Source organism: Mesorhizobium sp. B2-3-11 (genome assembly GCF_006442215.1).
Taxonomy (GTDB): domain Bacteria; phylum Pseudomonadota; class Alphaproteobacteria; order Rhizobiales; family Rhizobiaceae; genus Mesorhizobium; species Mesorhizobium salmacidum.
Genome location: NZ_VFVS01000015.1, coordinates 37,518 through 52,928 on the forward strand (window position 1 = coordinate 37,518; position 15,411 = coordinate 52,928).

16 protein-coding genes are annotated in these 15,411 nt (G+C 63.4%); 9 read left to right on the plus strand and 7 right to left on the minus strand.

Annotated features, from left to right (window positions below; all coding sequences use genetic code 11):
• Window positions 1-31: 31 nt before the first annotated feature.
• The 6 genes from pheT to infC form a co-directional block, all read right to left on the minus strand.
• The gene (gene pheT, locus FJ960_RS20040; protein ID WP_140716282.1) at window positions 32-2,440 is read right to left on the minus strand and encodes a phenylalanine--tRNA ligase subunit beta; all 2,409 of its coding nucleotides are present in this window, start codon (window positions 2,438-2,440) and stop codon (window positions 32-34) included.
• Between the two features lie 43 nt (window positions 2,441-2,483).
• Window positions 2,484-3,536, minus strand: a complete 1,053-nt coding sequence (gene pheS / locus FJ960_RS20045; RefSeq protein WP_246672882.1) for a phenylalanine--tRNA ligase subunit alpha — start codon at window positions 3,534-3,536, stop codon at window positions 2,484-2,486.
• Between the two features lie 300 nt (window positions 3,537-3,836).
• Window positions 3,837-4,238, minus strand: coding sequence for a 50S ribosomal protein L20 (rplT, locus tag FJ960_RS20050; protein WP_006201247.1), 402 nt, complete (start codon window positions 4,236-4,238; stop codon window positions 3,837-3,839).
• Window positions 4,239-4,330: 92 nt separating this feature from the next.
• Window positions 4,331-4,534, minus strand: coding sequence for a 50S ribosomal protein L35 (gene rpmI, locus FJ960_RS20055; RefSeq protein WP_006201248.1), 204 nt, complete (start codon window positions 4,532-4,534; stop codon window positions 4,331-4,333).
• Window positions 4,535-4,716: 182 nt separating this feature from the next.
• On the minus strand, window positions 4,717-5,343 hold the full coding sequence (locus FJ960_RS20060; protein WP_140506875.1) for an isoprenylcysteine carboxylmethyltransferase family protein: 627 nt from the start codon (window positions 5,341-5,343) through the stop codon (window positions 4,717-4,719).
• A 239-nt stretch (window positions 5,344-5,582) separates the two neighbouring features.
• A complete protein-coding gene (infC, locus tag FJ960_RS20065; protein ID WP_010912915.1) occupies window positions 5,583-6,119 on the minus strand; it encodes a translation initiation factor IF-3 in 537 nt (178 codons plus the stop codon).
• A 217-nt stretch (window positions 6,120-6,336) separates the two neighbouring features.
• Here infC and FJ960_RS20070 point away from each other — a divergent pair, with 217 nt between their 5' ends.
• The 4 genes from FJ960_RS20070 to FJ960_RS20085 all read left to right on the plus strand — a co-directional run bounded on the left by FJ960_RS20070 (window position 6,337) and on the right by FJ960_RS20085 (window position 9,713).
• Window positions 6,337-7,110: an alpha/beta hydrolase gene (locus FJ960_RS20070; protein WP_140716284.1), complete on the plus strand. Its 774-nt coding sequence runs from the start codon at window positions 6,337-6,339 to the stop codon at window positions 7,108-7,110.
• Window positions 7,111-7,112: 2 nt separating this feature from the next.
• The gene (locus FJ960_RS20075) at window positions 7,113-8,297 is read left to right on the plus strand and encodes a benzoate/H(+) symporter BenE family transporter (protein WP_140506894.1); all 1,185 of its coding nucleotides are present in this window, start codon (window positions 7,113-7,115) and stop codon (window positions 8,295-8,297) included.
• 75 nt (window positions 8,298-8,372) lie between these two features.
• Window positions 8,373-8,855 carry a DUF2852 domain-containing protein gene (locus FJ960_RS20080; RefSeq protein ID WP_027143871.1) on the plus strand — a complete coding sequence of 161 codons (483 nt, stop codon included), beginning with the start codon at window positions 8,373-8,375 and terminating at the stop codon, window positions 8,853-8,855.
• 99 nt (window positions 8,856-8,954) lie between these two features.
• Window positions 8,955-9,713 (plus strand): M48 family metallopeptidase, encoded by a 759-nt coding sequence (locus FJ960_RS20085; protein ID WP_027143872.1) that lies wholly within the window; start codon window positions 8,955-8,957, stop codon window positions 9,711-9,713.
• 75 nt (window positions 9,714-9,788) lie between these two features.
• Here FJ960_RS20085 and FJ960_RS20090 read toward each other — a convergent pair whose 3' ends face one another.
• Window positions 9,789-10,007 (minus strand): hypothetical protein, encoded by a 219-nt coding sequence (locus FJ960_RS20090; protein ID WP_140506871.1) that lies wholly within the window; start codon window positions 10,005-10,007, stop codon window positions 9,789-9,791.
• A 112-nt stretch (window positions 10,008-10,119) separates the two neighbouring features.
• On the opposite strand from FJ960_RS20090, the gene FJ960_RS20095 reads away from it, so the two are divergent.
• The 5 genes from FJ960_RS20095 (at window position 10,120) to FJ960_RS20115 (ending at window position 15,402) form a co-directional block, all read left to right on the plus strand.
• Window positions 10,120-10,779, plus strand: coding sequence for a phosphoribosylanthranilate isomerase (locus FJ960_RS20095; RefSeq protein ID WP_140716286.1), 660 nt, complete (start codon window positions 10,120-10,122; stop codon window positions 10,777-10,779).
• 91 nt (window positions 10,780-10,870) lie between these two features.
• Window positions 10,871-12,091, plus strand: a complete 1,221-nt coding sequence (gene trpB, locus FJ960_RS20100) for a tryptophan synthase subunit beta (RefSeq protein WP_140716288.1) — start codon at window positions 10,871-10,873, stop codon at window positions 12,089-12,091.
• A 2-nt stretch (window positions 12,092-12,093) separates the two neighbouring features.
• On the plus strand, window positions 12,094-12,933 hold the full coding sequence (gene trpA / locus FJ960_RS20105) for a tryptophan synthase subunit alpha (RefSeq protein WP_027143876.1): 840 nt from the start codon (window positions 12,094-12,096) through the stop codon (window positions 12,931-12,933).
• Window positions 12,934-12,981: 48 nt separating this feature from the next.
• The gene (gene accD / locus FJ960_RS20110; RefSeq protein WP_140506864.1) at window positions 12,982-13,908 is read left to right on the plus strand and encodes an acetyl-CoA carboxylase, carboxyltransferase subunit beta; all 927 of its coding nucleotides are present in this window, start codon (window positions 12,982-12,984) and stop codon (window positions 13,906-13,908) included.
• 168 nt (window positions 13,909-14,076) lie between these two features.
• A complete protein-coding gene (locus FJ960_RS20115) occupies window positions 14,077-15,402 on the plus strand; it encodes a folylpolyglutamate synthase/dihydrofolate synthase family protein (protein ID WP_140506862.1) in 1,326 nt (441 codons plus the stop codon).
• Window positions 15,403-15,411 lie beyond the last annotated feature (9 nt).

The following is a 15,411-nucleotide window of genomic DNA, read 5'->3' on the forward strand; positions in this document are numbered from 1 at the left end:
GATTCGCCACCTGCCCGCAATCCTGAATTCTCTATGCCCTGAGCACGCCGCCCGTCTGCTTGCCGACATTGTCGACGATGCGCTTGGCCAGCGCCTCGAAATCCTCGTCTGTCAGCGTCTTTTCGACCGGCTGGATCGACACTTCGATGGCGATCGACTTCTTGCCCTCGCCGAGTGACGCGCCTTCGAAGATGTCGAAGACCGAGACAGCCGTGATCAGCTTCTTGTCGGCGGCAAGTGCGGCGCGCACCAGCGTGCCGGCCTCGACGGCCCTGTCGACGACGAAGGCGAAATCGCGTTTCACCGCCTGGAAAGCGGACAGCTCCAGCCTGGGCTTGGTCTTCGTCGGCTTGGCCTTCGGCTCGGGCACGGCATCGACGAACACTTCGAAGCCGCATAGCGGTCCGGAGACATCGAGCCCTTCCAGCGTCTTCGGATGGAACTCGCCGAACGTGCCGAGCACGGTCTTTGGACCGAGCTTGATCGTGCCGGAACGGCCGGGGTGATACCAGGCCGGTCCGCCGGCCTCGATCTGCAGCCGGTCGACCGGCGCGCCGCAGGCTTCGAGCGCGGCGATGGCATCGGCCTTTGCGTCGAACACCCCGACTGGGCCGGAATTGCCGGCCCAGTTGCGGCCTGAGCCGTCGAGCTTGGCCGTGCCGCGTCGCACGCCGGCGGCGACGCGTCGCTGCTGGTCGGCGCCATCGCCTTCATAGGTGCCCGACACTTCGAACAAGGCAACGTCGCCGATGCCCTTGTCGGCGTTGCGCTGTGCGGCCGAAATCAGCCCCGGCAGGAGCGAGGGCCGCATGTCGGACATGTCGGCTGCGATCGGGTTGGCAAGCTTCAGCGCCGTCTGGCCGCCGCCGAACAACTCGGCGTGCCTGGCGGGAATGAACGACCAGGTAACAGCCTCCATCATGCCGCGCACGGCAAGCGAGCGCTTGGCGGCACGGGTGCGGATCTGCAGCGTCGTGAGGATCTTGCCGTTGACCACGTCATGCGCGCCGAGCGGCTGCGGCGCGATATTGTCGACGCCATGGATGCGCATGACCTCCTCGACCAAGTCGGCCTTGCCGTCGACATCGGGACGCCAGGAGGGCACGGTCACGTCGACGACGTAGCCCAATCCCTGCGCGTGGAAGCCGAGACGCGACAGGATGTCGAGGCTCTCCGCCTTCGGCACCTCGATGCCGGTCAGCCGCTTCACTTCCGACAAGGGAAGAGAAACGATCTTCGGCTGATGTCCGGCATAGCCGGCCACCTCGGTCTCGGTCGGGGTGCCGCCGCAGAAATCGATCACCAGCTTCGTCGCCAACTCGATACCCGGCACCATGAATTCGGGATCGACACCGCGCTCGAAACGGTAGCGCGCGTCGGTGATGATACCGAGTGTGCGGCCGGTGCGGGCCGTGGTGATCGGGTCCCAAAGAGCGGATTCGATCAGCACGTCCGTCGTGTTCTCGTCACAGCCGGAGTGTTCGCCACCCATGATGCCGGCAATGGATTCGACGCCATTGTCGTCCGCGATCACGCACATCTCCGGCGTCAGCGTGTATTCGCGCCCGTCGAGCGCCTGCACCGTTTCGCCATCCTTGGCGCGGCGCACGACGAGATTGCCGGCGACCTTGGCGGCATCGAAGACGTGCAGCGGCCGGCCGCGGTCGAATGTGACGTAATTGGTGATGTCGACCAGCGCGCTGATCGGTCTGAGCCCAATGGCGATCAGCCGCTGCTGCAGCCATTTCGGCGAGGGGCCGTTCTTGACGCCCCTGACCAGCCTGAGCGCGAATCCGGGACAAAGCTCCGGTGCCTCGATCGTCACCTTCACCGGGCACATGCCGCTGCCGACATGCGGCATGATCGCACCGCCGACGAGGCGGCCAAGTCCGCTCGCCGCGAGATCCCTGGCGATGCCGTAGACGCTGGTGGCATCGGGCCGGTTCGGAGTCAAATTGATCTCGATGACCGGATCGTCGAGATGCGCGTAAGCGGCAAAGCCGGTGCCGACCGGCGCATCCTCTGGCAGGTCGATAATGCCATCGTGCTCGTCGGACAGTTCCAGCTCGCGCTCGGAGCACATCATGCCGTGGCTTTCGACGCCCCTGATCTTGCCGACCGTCAGCGTCACGTCGATGCCGGGCACATAGGTGCCGGGCGCGGCGAAGGCGCCGATCAGGCCGGTGCGGGCATTCGGCGCGCCGCACACCACTTGCACCGGCGGCTTGCCGTCGCCGGTATCGACGGTCAGCACCCGCAGCCGGTCGGCATCGGGATGCTGCACCGCCGTCAGCACCTTGGCGATGACGAAGGGCTTCAGGCCCGCCTTGTCGTCGACATGCTCGACCTCGAGGCCGATCGAGGTCAGCCGCTCGACGATCTCGGCCAGCGTGGCGTCGGTTTCAAGGTGATCCTTGAGCCAGGAGAGGGTGAATTTCATTGGATTGTTCCGTAATAGCTGGCAGCAGGAGGCTTCAGGACCGTCACGCGCTCAGGCCTCCGAACAGCGTCGGCATGTCGAGCGGCCGGAAGCCGTAATGCGATAGCCAGCGCACATCGGCGTCGAAGAAGGCGCGCAGATCTGGCATGCCGTATTTCAGCATGGCGATGCGGTCGATGCCCATGCCCCAGGCAAAGCCCTGGTACTCGTCGGGATCGAGCCCGCCGGCCCTGAGCACGTTGGGGTGGACCATGCCGCAGCCGAGGATCTCCATCCAGTCGGAGCCTTCGCCGAAGCGCACTTCGCCTGGCCGCGAGCGGTCGCACTGGATGTCGACCTCGAGGCTCGGCTCGGTGAACGGGAAGAAGGACGGCCGGAAGCGCATCTTGACCTGCGGCACTTCGAAGAAGGCCTTGCAGAACTCTTCCAGCACCCACTTCATGTTGGCGACGTTGGCCGACCTGTCGATCACCAGCCCCTCGACCTGATGAAACATAGGCGAATGGGTGGCGTCGGAATCCTGGCGGTAGGTCTTGCCGGGAATGACGATGCGGATCGGCGGCTTCTGCTTCTCCATGGTACGGATCTGCACCGGCGAGGTGTGGGTGCGCAACAGCTTGCGCTCGCCCTTCTCGTCCGGCTGGAAGAAGAAGGTGTCGTGCATCTCGCGCGCCGGATGGCCTTCCGGGAAATTCAGCGCGGTGAAATTATAGTAGTCGGTCTCGATGTCAGGCCCTTCGGCAATGGCAAAGCCGAGATCGCCGAAGATCGCCGCGATCTCGTCGATGACCTGGCTGATCGGATGGATGCGGCCGCGCTCGGCCGGCGACTGCCGCACCGGCAGCGTCACGTCGACCTTTTCGGCGGCAAGCCGTGCGGCGATCGCCACGTCTTTCAATTCCGCCTTGCGCAAAGCAAGCGCATCGGTGACGCGGTTCTTCAGGCCGTTGATCGCCGGGCCCTTCACCTGCCGTTCCTCGGCGCTCATCGCGCCAAGCGTCTTCAGCATTTCGGAGACCGAACCCTTCTTGCCGAGCGCCGAGACACGCACGGCCTCGATCGACGCCTCGTCGGCGGCCGAGGCGATGTCAGCCATCAGGGAATTTTCGAGTGCATCAAGGCCAATGGTTGCGTCGTTCACGATCAAACTCGCTGCGTTGGAAATCGCTCTAGACGTGAAAGTCACGTTTGGAGTGAAAGTTCAGGCATAAGAAAAACCCGCGCCAGCCGTGCCAGCGCGGGTTCCCCAAATCAAGTGTCGAAAGTGCTTGGGAAGCGCTGGGCTCGGAGCCCGATCCCGAAAAGTTGCAGACTTTTCGGAAAAGATCGCGCTCCCCGCTAATTTCCCTGGAGCATGATGTTGTCCAAAAAGTCAGAAACTTTTTGGCATCATGCTCTAGGCGACAGCGCTCTCAAAAGCATTCGGCGTGGTGTTCTTCAGATATTCGAGCGCGACCTTGGCCTTCGCGACCAGGGCGGCGAAAGCCTGCGGCTCGTGGATGGCCATGTCGGACAGGATCTTGCGATCGATCTCGATGCCGGCCTTGTTCAAACCGTCGATGAAGCGGCCATAGGTCAGGCCGTGCTCGTGGGTCGCGGCGTTGATGCGCTGGATCCACAGCGCGCGGAACGAGCGCTTGCGGTTCTTGCGGTCGCGATAAGCGTACTGCAGCGACTTTTCCACCGCCTGCTTGGCGATGCGGATGGTGTTCTTGCGGCGGCCGTAGAAGCCTTTCGCGGCTTTCAGGACCTTCTTGTGCTTGGCGTGCGAGGTGACGCCTCTTTTTACGCGTGCCATGTCATGATCTCCTTAAAAGCAATTCCAGGAAAAGTGCTTGCGGTTTTCCGTTCGGAATTGCGTAAAACAAATGCGTGTCCGGACCGAATGCCTTAGAGGCCGTTCGGAAGAAAATTCTTGATGACCTTCTTGCCATCCGGTTCAGCCAGAACCATCGTGCCGCGGGCATTTCGAATGAACTTGTTGGAACGCTTGATCATGCCGTGACGCTTGCCGGCCGCAGCCGACAGGACTTTACCCGTACCTGTGATCTTGAACCGCTTCTTGGCGGCCGATTTGGTCTTCATCTTGGGCATTTTGCTACTCCGTAATGTTGGCGCACGATCGCGCTTCTTGTTCGCTTCAGGCCGACCAAGCCCGAAAAGCAAATGAAACCGCCACGGCATGCCCTGCCGGGCGGTTTTCTTGGAACGGCGGTGCTATAGATCAAAGATGGCGCGGGCGCAACACCTCAGGCCGTGCGACGCACTGTCCCCGGTCAGGGCAGCCTGAACCACACCGGCAGCATGCCCGACAACTGCGCGCCGTCGATCAGTTCGAAAGCCGGCAGCGCGATCAGGAACACCAGTCCGTCGAGCAGCGTAGTCAACAGCAGGCGCGGCTTGAAGCTGCCGGTGTCGCCTTCCTGGTAGAGCGAAAGCTTGGGGAAGAAGCGCGGCACGCGCGCCAGATAGTCGGCATACGGTGCGCCGAGCGCTTCCTTGAGGAATTTCTCCTCGCGCAGGATGACGATATGGAAGGCGCCGGCGCACAGAACCGCGAAAAGGATGATGCCGGAGAACGAACCGATCTGCGCGCCGACGCCGGCGGCGGCCACGGTCGAGAACACGTAGAGCGGGTTGCGGGTGATCGAATAGGGCCCGCCAGTGACCACTTCGGAGGATTTGCGCCCGCCTATATAGAGCGTCGCCCAGAGGCGCCCGACGATGCCGAGGAAAATCAACAGCACGCCGAACATCTCGATCGATTCGTGCACCGGCGTGTCCGGCGGGAACGTCGATTGGCCGAACAGCAGTGCCAGAAACAGCACCGCGACGAGCACGGCAAGCACCAGCCGGCGCATCTGCTGGTAGTTGCCCAGCCCGTGTTTGTATTCTGTGTCCAAGTTTGGGTTCCGATCGTCGAGGAGCTTAGCCGGCGATCGCAGCTCTAGCCAGGAATAGGCGTCCCGCCGGTCGTCGGGACGCCCTGTAGCACAATTCAGGCGGATTTTAGCGCGATGACTAGACCTGACGTCATCGTGATCCAAGCGGGTTCCGCAAAAGCGTTCACGGTTTGCGGTGAGAACCCGCGACAACCACGGAAACTATGCAGACGACGCGTTGCGAAGCGAGCGGAGCCTGCTTAGCGCGGCGCCAGCACCATCATCATCTGGCGGCCTTCGAGCTTCGGCTCGGCTTCCACCTTGGCGATGGTCGCCACCTCCTCGCGCACCTTGTTCAGAAGCTGCATGCCGAGTTCCATATGCGCCATCTCGCGGCCGCGGAAGCGCAGCGTCAGCTTGACCTTGTCGCCTTCCTCGAAGAAGCGGCGGACCGCCTTCATCTTGGTCTCGTAGTCATGGCTGTCGATGTTCGGGCGCATCTTGATCTCCTTGATCTCGATGACCTTCTGGTTCTTGCGCGCCTCGGCCGCCTTCTTCTGGTTGGCGTATTTCAATTTGCCGAGATCGAGGATTTTTACGACGGGCGGCACCGCGTTGGGCGATATTTCAACCAGATCGAGCCCGGCCTCTTCGGCGAGCAGCAATGCGTCGTTGATGGAAACATCGCCGCGGTTCTGGCCTTCGGCGTCGATAAGCTGGACCCGGGGGACCCGGATATCACGGTTGGAGCGCGGCCCATCCTTGGTCGGCGCCGCTGCTTTGAAAGGTCTGCGAATGGTCGTGGTCTCCTTGGCCGTTTCGTTCGGGGTTCGTACAAATCTGTGTGGACGCGCCAATGTGGGAAGCGCGCGGCGCAAGTCAATAGCACAGCGTTCTCAAGAAATCACCTGATCACGAGCCTGTGCCAAGCAAAGAAACATCGCGAGCACTTTCCGCCTTGCCTCCGGCCGTGCCAAAAGCAGGCGTGAAAAAAACCAGGACCGCCCCACAGCCATGACCGCCGCTCCGATCTTTCTGGATGTTGATGGATCCGATATCGCCGTGCGCCATTCGGCGGGCTCGACGCCCGGCATCGTCTGGCTCGGCGGCTACAAGTCGGACATGTTGGGCACGAAAGCCGAGACGCTGTCGGACTGGGCGGCACGAGAAGGCCGCGCCTTCCTGCGGCACGACTATTCGGGCCATGGCGAATCCGGCGGCGCTTTTGCTGACGGCACGATTTCGACATGGCTTGCGCAAAGCCTTGCGGTTTTCCGGAATTTCGCCAGGGGCGATCAGGTCCTGGTCGGCTCGTCGATGGGTGCCTGGATCGCGCTGCGCATGGTGCAGGAATTGCGCAAGGCGGGCGACGCAAGCGTGGTCGGCATGGTGCTGCTGGCACCGGCGCCGGATTTTACCAGTGAGTTGGTCGAACCCGTGCTGACCAAGGCGCAGAAGCGCGATCTCGCCAAAAAGGGCTACTTCGCGGAGCCGTCGGACTATTCCGCGGAACCCTACATCTACACGAGCGCCCTGATCGAGGATGGCCGCCATAACCGGGTGATGACCGGGCCTATCGACACGCATTGCCCGGTTCACATCTTGCAGGGGCTGGCCGATGCGGACGTGCCGTCGAGCCACGCCTTGAGGCTGGTCAGCCTGCTGCCGGCCGACGATGTCACGCTGTCGCTGATTCCCGACGGCGACCATCGCCTGTCGCGGCCGCAAGATCTCGACATGCTGGTGCGGGCCGTCGGTGACATGGCCGGACGAGGCAGAGGCAGATGACCATGCGCCTTTCCATCCCGGTCTCCGCCTTCGTCGCGGCCATCGTCGGCTTTGGCGGCACGCTGGCCATCGTCATCGCCGCCGCTAAGGCGGTCGGCGCGACGCAGGTCGAGACGGCAAGCGGTGTGACGGCGATCTGTCTGGCCATGACGGTCGAGTGCCTGTGGCTGTCATGGCGCACGAAAATGCCTGTCATCACCGCCTGGTCGACTCCGGGCCTGGCACTGGTCGCCGCCTCGAGTGGCTTTTCGATGGGCGAGGCCGTCGGCGCCTATATCATCACCGGCGTCCTGCTGGTCACGACCGGCCTGTTTGGGCCGCTGACCCGGCTGATATCGAGAATACCGGCTTCGGTCGCTTCCGGCATGCTGGCCGGCATCGTCGTCACCTTCGCCATCAATGCCATGAAAGCCATTCCGGCGGACCCTTGGCTCATCCTGCCGCTGATCGCCGCATTCTTTGTCATCCGGCTGTTCAATCCGGCGCTATCGGTACTGGCGGTGCTGGTTGGCGGTGGCCTTGCCGCCTTCCTTACCGGCCGTGTCGGCGGCTTGCCCGCGCCCGAACTGTCGACACTGACGTTCATTGCTCCTCATTTCACCGCCAAGGCCATTATCGGCCTGGCGCTGCCGCTCTATCTCGTCACCATGGCCTCGCAGAACCTTTCCGGCCTCGCTGTGCTGCGCGCCGCCGGCTACCACCCCGAGCCAGGCCCGCTGATCGGTGTCACCGGCCTATTTTCGCTCTTGTCGGCGCCTTTCGGGGCCGCAACCACCAATCTGGCGGCGATCTCGGCGGCGATATGCACCGGGCCGGACGTCCATCCCGATCCGGCCGAACGCTGGAAGACCGGCCCGTTCTATGCGCTTGCCTATCTGATCTTCGCGATTTTCGGCGCTTCGCTGGTGGCGATCTTCGCCGTCCTGCCGCAGAGCCTGATCGTGCTTGTGGCGGGTCTCGCGCTGATGGCCTCGCTCGCCAACGCGCTGGCGATCGCGCTTAGGGATGAGGATGACCGGATGGCAGCCACCGTCACCTTCGTCGTCACCGCCTCCGGGCTGACGCTGTTCGGCGTCGGTGCGGCATTTTGGGGCCTGATCGCCGGTTTGGCCATGCTTTTCCTCGATATGCTCAAAAAGCGGCAATCATTTCAGAAGCTTGTCCGGTTTTGGCCGACATTGTCTTGAATCGCCGTTTTCGCCTTCCCATTTCGATTCCACGCAGCCGGTTCTGGCTGTCTCCAACCGAAGGAATGGGAGAAAATGAACACATCTGCATTGATCCGCCCGGCCTGGACGCCGGCGACCATCGCGTTGATGGTGATCGGCTTCATGGTGTTCTGGCCGCTCGGCTTCGCCATGCTCGCCTACATCATCTGGGGCGACCGGCTTGAGGGCTTCAAGCGTGACGTCAATCGCGCGACCGACGGCATCTTCGCCGGTTGCCGCCGTGGTTCCGACAAGGCCGCACGCTGGGGCAACGGCTCCGCCCGCACCGGCAACGTCGCTTTCGACGACTGGCGCGAAAAGGAGCTTGAGCGCCTGAACGAAGAGCGCCGCAAGCTCGACGAGATGCTGACGCAGTTCGACGAGTATGCCCGCGAGTTGCGCCGCGCCAAGGATCAGGACGAGTTCGACCGGTTCATGGCCAACCGCAACAAGTCGACCGCGCCGACCAAGACCGATCCGGGCACCGGAACGACCCCCACCAAGCGTGGCAAAGGCTCGAACCTGCTCGACGACTGAGGCCAGGCGACAGGGCCAAGGTGTAATGACGGCGTCGCGCGAGCGGCGCCGTTTCTTTTTTGTTCTATTCGTTTTCCTCGAATCGCGTATCGTCCCGCCATGACCATCGGGTTCTTCCGCAATCTGACGAAGCCCAAACCCACGCCTGCCGTGGAGCGGGAATACTGTGTCGCCGGCCGCACCCTGCCGCTCAAGATCGTCGAGAGCGCCAGGGCAAAACGCCTGACGCTGCGCATCGATTCCGGCGGTCAGGGTCTGCGCATCACCGTGCCGCCGGGCCTGCGCCGCGGCGAGGTGGACAGGTTCCTCGACCGCCACCAGGACTGGCTGGAGCAGCGGCTGGCCAAGGTGCCGACGCGGCCGCAGGTGCGGCCGGGCATCAAGATCCCGGTGCGCGGCGTGCCGCACCGCATCGTCCACGAGCCGTCAAAGCGCGGCACCGTAACCATATCGCGCGACGAGCGCGGTCCGCTGCTGATCGTGCATGGCGAGCGCATCCATCTGCCGCGCCGCATCGCCGATTTCTTGAAGCGCGAGGCCAAGAAGGAGATCGAGAAGCTGGTCGTCAGGCATACCGAGGCGCTCGGCAAGCGCGCCAAGGCGATCCGCTATAAGGACACCTCCAGCCGCTGGGGCTCCTGCACCTCCGAAGGCAATCTCTCCTTCTCCTGGCGCATCATGATGGCGCCGCAGCCGGTCATCAACTACCTCGTTGCACATGAGGTGGCGCATCTCAAGGAGATGAACCACGGGCCGAAATTCTGGAAATTGTGCGAAAAGCTCTGCCCCGACACCGAGCGCTGCAAGGACTGGCTGAAGCGCAATGGCGGCGCCCTGCAGGCGATCGTGTTTGAGTAGGGTGCGGCGGAGTCACCTGGAGTCAGGCGAAGGCTTCGCCACTTCGTCATGTATGGACGGCCCCAGGGAAGGCCGCTAGTCGTCATTCGCCGCATTCAACTCCTCCGGCCGCAGCCCCTCTTCGCCATGATGCGGCCAGGGCAGAAAGTTCCGGTCGAAGGCGTCGCCGCCGAAATAATCCAGCGCCCGATGCGCTTCGGCGCCGTTGAACGCGGCCTTGTCCATCAGATGCGCGATGACCTCGCGCGCCTGCGCGATCTTCTGCTTCAGTTCGGCAACGGTCTGGTCGGCCATGGCTGTGCTCCCGCCTTGCATGCTGTCCATCAATAGGTAGCGCCTTTCACCTTGCCGGCAAACAGCATGCTTTTTCTCGACTCTTGGCGCTTTTCGTGCCAATTCCCGCGCCATGGCGCTCGACATCAAGATCTGCGGTTTGAAGACCGACCAGGCAATGGCCGCGGCCCTGGCCGGCGGCGCCAGCCATGTCGGCTTCATTTTCTTTCCGAAAAGCCCGCGTTACGTCGAGCCGGCCGAAGCCGGCCGTCTGCGGGAAGCAGCGCGCGGCAAGGCCTTGGCGGTTGCCGTCATGGTCGATGCCAGCGACGCCGTCCTCGATGAAATCGTGGAGAAGATGCAGCCCGACATGCTGCAACTGCACGGCTCCGAAACCCCCGAGCGGGTGACCGAACTGAAAGCCCGCCATGGGCTGCCGGTGATGAAGGCGTTGCCGCTCAGCGAGGCTGCCGATCTCGACCGGATAAGGTCGTTCATCGGCGTTGCCGACCGCTTCCTGTTCGATGCCAAGCCGCCGAAGGGCTCCGAGCTGCCGGGCGGCAACGGCGTCGCCTTCGACTGGCGCATCCTCGCCGGCCTTGACGCCGGGATCGATTACATGCTTTCCGGTGGGCTCAACGCCGCCAACATCGGCGATGCCCTTCGGCTTGCCAATCCGCCCGCAATAGACATTTCGTCGGGCGTGGAAAGTGTGCCGGGCGTCAAGGATCCGGCGCTGATCGAACAGTTTTTCCGGGCCGTCAGGGCCGCGCGGGACGACCGCGCCGCCTGAACAAAATTTCGAACCCTGAGCATGTCCCGGAAAAGTGGGAACCGGTTTTCCGACAGGGACATGCTCAAAGTACAGATCTAGGAGATCGGCGATGAACAAGCCGGCGACACCCAATTCCTTCCGCACCGGACCCGACGAACAGGGCATGTTCGGCATTTTCGGCGGTCGCTTCGTCGCCGAAACGCTGATGCCGCTGATCCTCGACCTGGAGAAGAACTGGAACGAGGTCAAGAACGATCCGGATTTCAGGGCTGAGTTGACCGACCTGTCGACCCACTATGCCGGGCGGCCCTCGAAGCTCTATTTCGCCGAAGGCCTGACGAAGCATCTTGGCGGCGCGAAAGTCTATTTCAAGCGCGAGGACCTGAACCACACCGGCTCGCACAAGATCAACAATTGCCTCGGCCAGATCCTGCTGGCCAAGCGCATGGGCAAGAAGCGCATCATCGCCGAGACGGGCGCCGGCCAGCATGGCGTGGCCTCCGCGACCGTCGCCGCCCGCTTCGGCTTTCCCTGCGTCGTCTATATGGGCGCGACCGACGTTGCCCGGCAAAGCCCCAATGTCTTCCGCATGAAGCTGCTCGGCGCCGAAGTGCGGCCGGTGACCGCGGGCCACGGCACACTGAAGGACGCCATGAACGAAGCCCTTCGTGACTGGGTGACCAATGTCGAGGACACCTATTACCTGATCGGCACCGCCGCTGGTCCGCACCCCTATCCGGAGCTGGTGCGCGACTTCCAGTCGGTGATCGGTACGGAAGCCCGCGCGCAGATCCTCGAACAGGAGGGACGGCTGCCCGACACCATCATCGCCGCTGTCGGTGGCGGTTCCAACGCCATCGGCATGTTCCATCCCTTCCTCGATGACAAGGACGTTCGCATCATCGGCATCGAAGCGGGCGGGCGCGGCCTCGACGGCATCGAGCATTGCGCTTCGATGAATGCCGGTTCTCCCGGTGTGCTGCACGGCAACCGCACCTATCTCCTGCAGAACGTCGACGGCCAGATCATGGACGGCCATTCGATTTCGGCCGGCCTCGATTATCCCGGCGTCGGTCCGGAGCATTCCTGGCTGCGCGACTCGGGCCGTGTCGAGTATGTGCCTATTCTCGACGACGAGGCGCTGGAAGCCTTCAAGCTGACGACGCGCGTCGAAGGCATCATCCCGGCGCTGGAATCGGCGCACGCCATCGCTCATGCCGTCAAGATCGTACCCGCCATGGACAAGGACCAGATCGTCATCGTCAACCTGTCCGGCCGTGGCGACAAGGACGTGCACACGGTGGCCTCGATGTTGGGCATGGAGATCTGATCATGGCAACCCGCATCGACCGCCGCATGGCGAAGCTCAGGAACGAAGGCCGTCCGGCGCTCGTCACCTATTTCATGGGTGGCGACCCCGACTATGCAACCTCGCTGTCGATCATGAAGGCGCTGCCGGGCGCCGGTTCAGACGTCATCGAGCTCGGCATGCCGTTTTCCGATCCGATGGCTGACGGCCCGGCGATTCAGGCCGCCGGCCTCAGGGCGCTTAAAGGCGGCCAGACGCTGGTCAAGACGCTGAAGATGGCGTCGGACTTCCGCGCCGGCGACGATGAAACACCGATCGTGCTGATGGGCTACTACAACCCGATCTACATCTACGGCGTCGACCGCTTCCTGAAGGATGCGATTGCCAGCGGCATTGACGGGCTGATCGTCGTCGACCTGCCGCCGGAGATGGATGAGGAACTCTGCATCCCGGCGTTGAAGGCCGGCATCAACTTCATTCGGCTGGCGACGCCGACCACTGACGACAAGCGCCTGCCCAAGGTGCTGCAGAACACGTCCGGCTTCGTCTACTACGTGTCGATGACCGGCATCACCGGCTCGGCGCTTGCCGACACAGGCAAGGTCGCCACGGCGGTCCAGCGTATCAAGGGTCACACCAACCTGCCGGTCTGCGTCGGTTTCGGTGTCAAGACCGCCGAACAGGCGCGCGTCATCGGCGCCAACGCCGACGGCGTGGTCGTCGGCACGGCGATCGTCAATGCGGTTGCCAATGTGCTGGGGCCGAAGGGCGAAAAGACCGCTGATCCGGCCGAGGCGGTCGCCACGCTAGTCAGCGGCCTTGCGCAAGGCGTGCGCTCGGCCCGCCTTGCTGCTGCCGAATAGTTTTCCTACTTCTCTTCCCAACTCTTCGTCAGGACAGGAGCCGAAGCGATGAACTGGATCACCAATTACGTTCGCCCGAAGATCAACTCGATGCTCGGCCGGCGTACCGACATGCCCGAGAATCTCTGGATCAAGGATCCCGAGACCGGCGAGATGGTGTTCCACAAGGACCTGGAATCCAACCAGTTCGTCATCCCGTCCTCCGGCCATCATATGAAGATCTCGGCCAAGGAGCGGCTGAAATTCTTCTTTGATGACGGCAAGTACGAGACCCTGGACAATCCCAAGGTCATGCAGGATCCCCTGAAGTTCCGCGACGAGAAACGCTATGTCGACCGGCTGAAGGACGCCAAGGCCAAGACTGGCCTGGAAGACGCCATCATCAATGCGCTGGGGACCGTCGAGGGCCTGCCAGTCGTGGTGACGGCGCAGGATTTCGCTTTCATGGGCGGCTCGCTCGGCATGGCGGCGGGTGACGCCATCGTGCATGGCTTCGAGGTCGCCTTGCAGCGCAAGCGACCGCTGATCCTATTCGCCGCTTCCGGTGGCGCCCGCATGCAGGAAGGTATCCTGTCGCTGATGCAGCTGCCGCGCACCACGGTCGGTGTCGACCGGCTGAAGGAAGCCGGCCTTCCCTACATTGTCGTGCTGACCAACCCGACCACCGGCGGCGTCACCGCCTCCTACGCCATGCTGGGCGATGTGCACATCGCCGAGCCAGGAGCGTTGATCGGTTTTGCCGGTCCGCGCGTCATCGAGCAGACCATCCGCGAGAAATTGCCGGACGGCTTTCAACGCTCCGAATATCTGATGGAGCACGGCATGGTAGACATGGTGGTGTCCAGGCTGGAAATGCGCCAGACGATCGCGCGGCTTTTGAAAATGCTGCTCAAGATGCCCGAGGAGCAAAAGCCACTGGAACCGGAAATCATGCCGCCGGCCGTGCTTGCCGCCGAAGCCCGGCCGCAAGCTTGACGCTACAATGGCCGGCCGCGACACCGGCCTGACGTGAGACTGGCCTGACGCGACATTGGCCGCCGCGGACAGCGATTGCGCAGCATCCGTGGCGCGCTGTAGCCTTTTGATAGCCGTGGTCATTGCGGGAGCGATTCTGGCTCTCGGGCCATGCGCCGGGATTGTGCCATGACGACGCTTGCCGCCGACCGCGAAATCGAAGCCCTGATGGCGCTTCACCCGAAAGGCTTTGACCTTTCGCTCGACCGCATCACGCGGCTTCTGGAGCGGCTGGGCAACCCGCAGGACCTGCTGCCGCCGGTCATCCACATCGCCGGCACCAACGGCAAGGGTTCCTGCGCAGCCTTCTCGCGGGCGCTGCTGGAAGCTTCCGGCCGGCTCGTCCACGTCCACACCTCGCCGCATCTGGTCAACTGGCACGAGCGCTACAGGCTTGCGGCCGAGGGCGGCGGCAGGCTGGTCGACGATGACATCTTCGCCGAGGCCATTGCCCGCGTCGCAAAGGCCAATGGCGGCCAGAAGATTACCGTCTTCGAGATACTCAGCGCCGTCACCTTCGTCCTGTTTTCGGAACATCCGGCCGATGCCGCCATCATCGAGGTCGGTCTTGGCGGCCGCTTCGATGCCACCAATGTCATCGCGCGGCCGGCCGTGTCGGTGATCATGCCGGTCTCGATGGACCATGAGGCCTATCTCGGCGACCGTGTCGAGTTGATCGCCGCCGAAAAGGCCGGCATCATGAAACGCGGCTGCCCGGTGGTCATCGGCGCGCAGGAAAGCGAGACCGCGCTGCAGACGCTGATCGACACCGCAGAGCGGCTGGAATGTCCGACCCTGGTCTATGGCCAGGATTTTCTCGCTTTCGAGGAAAACGGCCGCATGGTCTACCAGGACGATGATGGCCTGATGGACCTGCCATCACCGCGTCTGCCCGGTCGCCACCAATTTGCGAATGCGGCGGCGGCGATCGCCGCGGTCAAGGCCGCCGGTTTCGAGATCAGCCACCGCGCCGCCGAGAAGGCGATGACCAACGTCGCCTGGCCGGGCCGTATGCAGAAGCTGGTGCAGGGCAAGCTGGCGGAACTGGCACCGAAGGGCGCCGACATCTGGCTCGACGGCGGCCACAATCCGGGCGCCGGCGTGGTCGTCGCCGAAGCGCTGGCCGAGCAGGAGGAAAAGAACCCGCGCCCACTGTTCCTCATCTCGGGCATGATCAACACCAAGGACCAGAGCGGCTATTTCCGCGCCTTCAAGGGCCTAGTCAAGCATGTCTACACGGTGCCAGTGAGCCAGAGCGACGCCGGCGTGCCAAACGACGAACTGGCCATCCGCGCCACGGAAGCCGGACTGACGGCCGAACCGGTAAACTCCGTCGCCAGCGCCCTGATGCTGCTGCGCGATACCTGGGACGGCCCGACGCCGCGCATCCTGATCGGGGGGTCGCTTTACCTGGCCGGCGCGGTCCTGGCCGAAAACGGCACGCCGCCTACCTGAGGTTCGCCT

Excerpts from the sequence above, each read along its gene's own strand:
- pheS (WP_246672882.1), bottom strand. The coding sequence starts at position 3,536 with ATGGCTGACATCGCCTCGGCCGCCGACGAGGCGTCGATCGAGGCCGTG.
- FJ960_RS20085 (WP_027143872.1), top strand. The coding sequence starts at position 8,955 with ATGACCATCGGGTTCTTCCGCAATCTGACGAAGCCCAAACCCACGCCT.
- trpB (WP_140716288.1), top strand. The coding sequence starts at position 10,871 with ATGAACAAGCCGGCGACACCCAATTCCTTCCGCACCGGACCCGACGAA.
- FJ960_RS20080 (WP_027143871.1), top strand. The coding sequence starts at position 8,373 with ATGAACACATCTGCATTGATCCGCCCGGCCTGGACGCCGGCGACCATC.
- FJ960_RS20095 (WP_140716286.1), top strand. The coding sequence starts at position 10,120 with ATGGCGCTCGACATCAAGATCTGCGGTTTGAAGACCGACCAGGCAATG.
- pheT (WP_140716282.1), bottom strand. The coding sequence starts at position 2,440 with ATGAAATTCACCCTCTCCTGGCTCAAGGATCACCTTGAAACCGACGCC.
- rpmI (WP_006201248.1), bottom strand. The coding sequence starts at position 4,534 with ATGCCCAAGATGAAGACCAAATCGGCCGCCAAGAAGCGGTTCAAGATC.
- FJ960_RS20075 (WP_140506894.1), top strand. The coding sequence starts at position 7,113 with ATGCGCCTTTCCATCCCGGTCTCCGCCTTCGTCGCGGCCATCGTCGGC.
- FJ960_RS20115 (WP_140506862.1), top strand. The coding sequence starts at position 14,077 with ATGACGACGCTTGCCGCCGACCGCGAAATCGAAGCCCTGATGGCGCTT.
- FJ960_RS20090 (WP_140506871.1), bottom strand. The coding sequence starts at position 10,007 with ATGGCCGACCAGACCGTTGCCGAACTGAAGCAGAAGATCGCGCAGGCG.
- trpA (WP_027143876.1), top strand. The coding sequence starts at position 12,094 with ATGGCAACCCGCATCGACCGCCGCATGGCGAAGCTCAGGAACGAAGGC.
- FJ960_RS20070 (WP_140716284.1), top strand. The coding sequence starts at position 6,337 with ATGACCGCCGCTCCGATCTTTCTGGATGTTGATGGATCCGATATCGCC.
- rplT (WP_006201247.1), bottom strand. The coding sequence starts at position 4,238 with ATGGCACGCGTAAAAAGAGGCGTCACCTCGCACGCCAAGCACAAGAAG.
- accD (WP_140506864.1), top strand. The coding sequence starts at position 12,982 with ATGAACTGGATCACCAATTACGTTCGCCCGAAGATCAACTCGATGCTC.